This window comes from Nostoc sp. (assembly GCF_036917465.1).
Lineage (GTDB): Bacteria > Cyanobacteriota > Cyanobacteriia > Cyanobacteriales > Nostocaceae > Nostoc.
Genome location: NZ_JBALDL010000099.1, coordinates 26,439 through 33,127 on the forward strand (window position 1 = coordinate 26,439; position 6,689 = coordinate 33,127).

At 42.2% G+C, this 6,689-nt stretch carries 10 protein-coding genes; 8 read left to right on the forward strand and 2 right to left on the reverse strand.

Annotation, left to right across the window (positions count from 1 at the left end; all coding sequences use genetic code 11):
* Positions 1-170: 170 nt before the first annotated feature.
* Positions 171-404 carry a Nif11-like leader peptide family natural product precursor gene (locus V7K38_RS27165; protein WP_334862485.1) on the reverse strand — a complete coding sequence of 78 codons (234 nt, stop codon included), beginning with the start codon at positions 402-404 and terminating at the stop codon, positions 171-173.
* A 430-nt stretch (positions 405-834) separates the two neighbouring features.
* Between V7K38_RS27165 and rplU the strand changes: the two genes are divergently transcribed.
* The 8 genes from rplU (at position 835) to V7K38_RS27205 (ending at position 5,955) form a co-directional block, all read left to right on the forward strand.
* Complete coding sequence (gene rplU / locus V7K38_RS27170; protein WP_094329577.1) at positions 835-1,242, forward strand: 50S ribosomal protein L21; 408 nt, start codon at positions 835-837, stop codon at positions 1,240-1,242.
* 30 nt (positions 1,243-1,272) lie between these two features.
* Entirely contained in the window at positions 1,273-1,569 is a 297-nt protein-coding gene (gene rpmA / locus V7K38_RS27175; protein ID WP_334862487.1) for a 50S ribosomal protein L27, read from the forward strand.
* A 798-nt stretch (positions 1,570-2,367) separates the two neighbouring features.
* A complete protein-coding gene (locus tag V7K38_RS27180) occupies positions 2,368-2,778 on the forward strand; it encodes a hypothetical protein (protein ID WP_334862489.1) in 411 nt (136 codons plus the stop codon).
* 107 nt (positions 2,779-2,885) lie between these two features.
* A complete protein-coding gene (locus V7K38_RS27185; protein ID WP_334862491.1) occupies positions 2,886-3,491 on the forward strand; it encodes a thioredoxin family protein in 606 nt (201 codons plus the stop codon).
* 8 nt (positions 3,492-3,499) lie between these two features.
* Positions 3,500-4,192, forward strand: a complete 693-nt coding sequence (locus V7K38_RS27190; protein ID WP_334862493.1) for a cytochrome c biogenesis CcdA family protein — start codon at positions 3,500-3,502, stop codon at positions 4,190-4,192.
* Positions 4,193-4,325: 133 nt separating this feature from the next.
* Positions 4,326-4,922, forward strand: coding sequence for a cytochrome b/b6 domain-containing protein (locus V7K38_RS27195; protein ID WP_334862495.1), 597 nt, complete (start codon positions 4,326-4,328; stop codon positions 4,920-4,922).
* Positions 4,923-4,929: 7 nt separating this feature from the next.
* A complete protein-coding gene (locus V7K38_RS27200) occupies positions 4,930-5,646 on the forward strand; it encodes a molybdopterin-dependent oxidoreductase (RefSeq protein WP_334862497.1) in 717 nt (238 codons plus the stop codon).
* Positions 5,647-5,793: 147 nt separating this feature from the next.
* On the forward strand, positions 5,794-5,955 hold the full coding sequence (locus V7K38_RS27205; RefSeq protein WP_334862499.1) for a hypothetical protein: 162 nt from the start codon (positions 5,794-5,796) through the stop codon (positions 5,953-5,955).
* Between the two features lie 486 nt (positions 5,956-6,441).
* Here V7K38_RS27205 and V7K38_RS27210 read toward each other — a convergent pair.
* A partial coding sequence (locus V7K38_RS27210; RefSeq protein ID WP_334862501.1) for a tetratricopeptide repeat protein occupies positions 6,442-6,689 on the reverse strand: 248 nt, incomplete at its 5' end.

Genomic DNA, 6,689 nt, shown 5'->3' on the forward strand with positions numbered 1-6,689 from the left:
GCAAGTGGCGTGGATTTAGAGGGATCTAAAACTTTTGATACCGAAAAGAGGACTTTTCAAACATCTTCTAATATAAATGCTCCTCTAGGAAGATGATACAACGCTATCCCTTGAGGAGCAAAAGTTATCGATTCAGTTATTCCTATACTTTCAGTTTCTTAGAATAGGAATTATCTAGGATTAATGTGTCGTCTAGTCCCCCATCCTGGATTAACGATGGCGGCTAAATCTTCTTCAGATAACTTGTTGATTTCATTGTCCAGTTCATCAGCCGTGAAGTCATAGCCACGCTCTTTCGCAATCTTGATGAAGGCTTTTGGATCGGCTGTCGCTTTGAGTCTTTGCTGTAATGCTTGATCTTGTTTTACAGCTTGAAAAAGTCGGGTAGCATTTAGCTGTGTCATGAGAATCCATCTCCTGTTTTAAATATCAGGTTTGAATGTAATAATTTGATTTTTTCGATTCCCTAAATTCTGTTAAGAACTATTAGATTAGTCGCGTAATTTTAATTTTAAAATAAATAAGAAAAATGTGTGGATATTGACAAGAAACTATAAGTTTGAGTCTAAAATATTTCTACTAGTTTATAAAAGTCAGCCCTAAGATGGAAGCATTATTGAAATAATAAGCATGAATTCTGATTTTTGGGTAAGCGATCGCCATCACAAATTCTGCCAAATAAAAACTTGACTTAGCACCTATCAATAAAATAGGATATTAGATTGTCTGTCTAATTCCTGCTCGGATCAGGTAGACATATTACAAAGGCTGGCAAAAACCTCTCTACAAGAGATCAAAACCAGCTACCTGTACGGCAACCTCAAGGACAATTTAATGACCTACGCAATTATTGAAACTGGCGGCAAACAAATACGAGTAGAGCCAGGGCGGTTTTACGATATTGAACTGCTTCCGATCGAACCAGATGAAAAAGTTACAATAGACTACGTATTACTCGTGCAGCACGATGGCGAAGTCAGCATTGGACAGCCACTAGTGACAGGTGCGACTGTAGAAGGGACTGTAATGCGACATTACAGAGGTCGTAAAGTCTTGGTATACAAGATGAAGCCGAAAAAGAAAACCCGCAAAAAACGGGGGCATCGTCAGGAAGTTACCAGACTTATGATTGACTCCATCACCCTTAACGGTGAAGTGTTTGTGGCCCAAGGAGAAGCGGAGAAGGAAAGCCCCGTTTTAGATGAGACTCCTGCTGAAGAAGTTGAAGTCGCTGCTGAATAATAAAAAGAAGTAGATACAAAAGAGGACATCATGGCTCATAAGAAAGGAACAGGTAGTACACGTAACGGTCGTGATTCTAACGCCCAACGTCTGGGTGTCAAGCGCTATGGCGGTCAAGTTGTGCGTGCAGGAAACATTCTCGTGCGTCAGCGCGGTACTAAATTCCATCCTGGTAATAACGTCGGTATTGGTAGCGATGACACTCTGTTTGCCTTAATCGACGGTGTTGTAATGTTTGAAAGAAAAGGCAAAACCCGTAAAAAAGTTAGTGTTTATTTACCCATAACTGCTGTGAAAGCAGCCCCTGCTGAAGCAGTAGCAAGTTAGAGTGTGAGGGTGGGTAACATTGCCCACCCTAATCGCTAGTTAGCGCTGGCATGATGGTCAGATTTATATAGATTTCTAAAATTTTCTAAGAGGATGTCTGAGAAGTATCAAATATTTATTGATCCCCCCTAACCCCCCTTGAAAAAGGGGGAATAAGAGTGTTAAAGTCCCCCTTAAAAAGGGGAGCCACTGCGGTCTTGGGGTCTCCCCAAGTGGAGCATGTGGCGTGGATTTAGGGGGATCTCTAAGCATTCGGTGTATACAAAAAACTTTTCAGACATCCTCTAAAAGTCGCTTTGTTTCTCTGTTGCCCATAGATTAGTATCAGGATCGTTAAAGCGCAGATATTCTTCATTAACAAAATATTACAAAAGAAAATTTGGTTACTTAGCTTGCTGCCGTAAATATTTTATATCAAGTCTTAAGCACCAATTTTTGCATGTTCTAAAGTTCACATAGCTCATGCAATTCAGCATGAGGTTTTGCTGAGATAATATATACCTAAATTAGGTTCTGCTTTGAACTACCATGAATACCTGAGAAAATGCTGAGAATGAACTGAATTTTCTCAAGGGATAAATTTATGAAAATCATGGCTTAGTTTCAATAAGCTCTCAGTCCCCATAGAGATACTTTGGATGTTGGGGATAAATCAAATGTCAGTAGCAAAAGTTTGATGAAATCCTCATATAAAAAAGGCATCTTTTTTACCTCAATAGCCTTTAATAATTTGCTGTAGCTCTAATTTCCCTCAGTCAATCAATACAAAAAGAACTATCCAAAGGACGAAAAAAGACTATGAACTGGAAAATACTTTGTTTAATTGCTGGTTTAAGTTTAACCGCTAGTCTCACTGCTTGCTCTAGCAGTCCTGCAAGCAACAATCAAATTGCCCCTGAAGCCTCTCCTGCGATGGGCAAAGATGCAATGGGTAAAGACAAAGCTGGCGGTGCGATGGGCAAAGATGCGATGGGCAAAGACAAAGCTGGTGACGCTATGGGCAAAGATGCGATGGGCAAAGACAAAGCTGGCGGTGCTATGGGCAAAGATGCGATGGGTAAAGATAAGGCTGGTGACGCGATGAGCAAAGATAAAGCTGGCGGTGCTATGGGCAAAGATGCGATGGGTAAAGATAAGGCTGGTGACGCGATGAGCAAAGACAAAGCTGGCGATGCTATGAAGCAATCCCCGGCTTCCACCAAACCCTAGCCACACCCTTGATCTCACTTTTCTTGTAAGATTAGGGGCTGTTTACCAGGAAAATCTTAAGCCAATCCCTACACTTTGGCGCTTTGACATCAACAGGAGAAATTCTGATGAATCACAACCTGCTCCACCGTCGTCAGTTACTTTTTTATATTGGCTTAGGGGTTGTCGGAATCGGTGCAGCCACAACACTTTCCAACTTCAAAAAAGTGAATGCCCCTTCTATCTCTCCGGCAACAAGTAATAATACGCAAGACTCGGAAACTATTGTGAAAACTCCGGCAGGTAAGAGTTTACCAGAGTTTCAGGGTATCAGTGAGTGGCTTAATTCTACTCCTTTGGCGATCGCCGATCTCAAAGGCAGTGTTATTTTGATCCAGTTTTGGACTTTTGCTTGTATTAACTGTCAACGTACCCTGCCCTACATTACTAAATGGCATCGGCAGTATGAGGCGCAGGGACTCAAGGTGATTGGTATCCACACACCAGAGTTTGCTTTTGAGCGAGATCCGAACAATATAAAAAAGGCGTTACAAAAACACCAAATTACTTATCCGGTTCCAGTGGATAACGAATATAAAACTTGGAACGCCTACGAAAATCAGTATTGGCCCCATCTATTTCTAGCCGATCGCCAGGGTTTACTACAATATGACCATATTGGTGAAGGAGCATACGAAAAAACAGAGCAAACTATCCGCCAGCTATTGGGGTAGAAGGAATTATGACGACTTCTACTTTATCAATTAGTCTGGCTTTGTTCGGGGGAGTTTTGAATGTCCTTTCACCCTGTGTTTTACCGATTTTACCAGTGCTATTAGGCCGATCGCTCCAATCGCATACTTACGGGCCAGTCGCGCTGGTGGGGGGATTAATCGCTGGTTTTGCACTAGCAGGTAGTTTACTAGGTGTAACAGCAAGCTGGTTTACGGGTTTGGCTAACTTATTACGGAATTCTGCGATCGCGCTTCTTTTATTTTTAGGATTACTCGCAATTTTCCCCACCTGGAGTTACCGAATATTTACTTATATTCCCATTGCTAATTGGGCTAAGAAACCCCCACGAATCGGACTTATGGGAGAATTCTGGTTAGGGACTCAGTTGGGGCTTTTATGGACTCCCTGTGCTGGGCCAGTTTTGGGAGGAATCTTAGTCTTAGCGGCAGTTAATCATCAAGTCGCAGGTGCATTTTGGCTGCTGATTGTTTATGGAATCGGAGCAGGTTTGCCTTTATTAGCGATCGCCTACGGTGGGCGAGTACTTAGCAAACGCATCCTCAATGTCCGTCGCCATAGTGCAGTGTTACAGCGCGTGGGTGGTGTTGCGATCGCAGCGACAGCAATTGCTATTCTTCTCGGTTGGGATGTTCAGATACAACTTTGGCTAGCTCCCTTGTTTCCTACTCAACCGATATAATTCGTAATTCGTAATTAGAGAACAGGGCAACTAATTTTAGTTATGGAAAATAAAAAATGCGTATTATCTTTATTTCAGATAAAACTGACTTATCTATGCACTTTTAACTACGAATTACGAATTACGGATTATCATGGTTTCATCTAAACGTAAAGCCCGTTCAACACCAAGTCAGACTTTACTTTCAAAGACCTTTCACTGGATTAATATCATCAGCCTCATGTTGATGATCGCTAGCGGATTGCAAATATATAATGCTAATCCAGTATTTGGCGGGCGTGAAGGTTGGCATTTTCCCGATTTTCTGTTGCTGGGAGGTTGGCTTGGGGGTGGCAGAAACTGGCATTTCACTGCTATGTGGCTATTTTCACTAAATTTACTTTGGTATGGAATCTATATCTTTATAACCCGTCGTTGGCAGCGTCGCTTTGCCGATGGCGGTGATTTAAAAGCATTGCAAGTCAGCCAGAACCCAAAGCGCAAAAATTACGCATGGCATCGGCTAGTTTATACTGCTATCATTCCCGTGTTGCTTCTGGCAATATTGAGTGGTTTGGCAATGTACAAACCTGCGCAACTGCATTGGCTTTCGGGGCTATTTGGTAGTTGGCAAACTCTCCGCACTGTTCACTTTATCACTGTTCCCACAGTCATACTGTTTACAATTGCTCATTCCTTACTTGCCCTGAAGGTAGGAAGCATCCGTCTAGTTAAGTCTATGTTTGTGTAGAGGTAATATGAGTCTGATTCTTCCCAAACGCACCCTATCTCGTCGCCAATTACTACAACTATCTGGACTTTCAGGGGTAGGCTTTCTTTTAGGTGGTTGTGGGACAAATTTGTTCTCAGATAATCTGCGGCAAATATCTGAGCCGCTAAACCAACGTCTGGAAGCACTATTGTTAAGTCAAAAACCAGTTCCAGAATTTCCTGTCAGTGCCATAGAAGCAGATAAATTGCTGATTAATACCTTTGACTTCACGCCGCAAATCGATCCGGCGCAGTTTCGCCTAAAGATTGATGGCGAGGTTAGTAACCCAATGCAATTGAGTATGGCAGATATTCAAAAATTTCCCTTGAGTTCAATGGTAATTCGCCATATCTGTGTTGAAGGCTGGGCTGCGATCGTTCAATGGGGAGGCGTGCCATTGCGAGACTTGGTAGCGCTGGTACAGCCGAAGTCAAATGTCCGTTATGTCTACTTTAAATCTGCTGATGGCTATTATGAAAGCTGGGATCTCGCCTCTGCTGTCCATCCGCAAACCCTCATGGCTTATCAAAAGAATGGACAACCGTTATCAGTTGACAATGGTGCGCCCATGCGTTTGGCATCCCCAGTTAAACTGGGCTACAAACAAAGCAAGTGGGTGACTCAAATTACATTCGTCAGCAATTTGTTACCTCTTAAAGGCTATTGGGAGGATCAGGGCTATGAGTGGTTTGCAGGGTTATAGTCAGCGAAATAAATATTGAAGAGTAAAGAACTGAAAAGGGTTTGAGATTGCCACGGTGCGATCGCAAGCAGCCCAGATATGTAAAAACATAAGCTATCATTGCCAGCGTAATGAAATGGAGCGAAGCAATCACAAAGTCTAGATACTGTGATTGCTTCTCTACGAGACGCTCCGCCAACATTCTGCTTTGCTTCATTAGCAATGACAATCTATTTAATAAATTTGTTTTCATTGGGATACTCCCTTGCGATCGCAATTAATTTGTGTTTAACCGCAGATGATATGATTGCGATCGCTCTACTAGCATAAAAAAGCATTCACGAGTATAAAAGCCTCTTTAATGGAGCAAAAAGACTCGTTGACGGAGATAAAATACTCGTTGACGGAGCTAAAATACTCGTTGACGGAGATAAAATACTCGTTGACGGAGCTAAAAGACTCGTTGACGGAGATAAAATACTCGTTAACGGAGCTAAAATACTCGTTGACGGAGATAAAATACTCGTTGACGGAGATAAAATACTCGTTGACGGAGTTCAGAGGCTCATTAAGTAAATAAACAAAAATAATTTACAGTTATTGCGATCGCACCCTTCGCAAAGCATACCGTAGAGAAGTAGTTTTAGGTTGTGCGATCGCACTATTTTGCTTCACTGCATTTGCAATGACATTGTGTAATTAATTATCTTGCCTACTTATTAGACTGGGATTTGAATCCCAGGCGGGTAATGTAGCCGGTGCAGATTATCTAAATTACTGAAACCAACGCCAGACAAAAGTAACCATTCTCCTGAATTAAGGCTGACGATTTTGCCGCAAGGCTTCCAGATTTTCACGGTAAGTTATTGTATCAGGATGATTTGCTCCCAAACGTTTTTCAGCAATCTCCAAAGCTTCGATGTACAAAGGTTCGGCATTGCTGTACCTTCCCTGTGATTTGTAGAGGAGTGCCAAATTGTTCAGGCTAGTTGCCACATTAGGGTGTTCATCCCCCAGCAGGCGTTTTCTCATCGCTAAAGCTTCGATATACAAAGGTTCGGCAT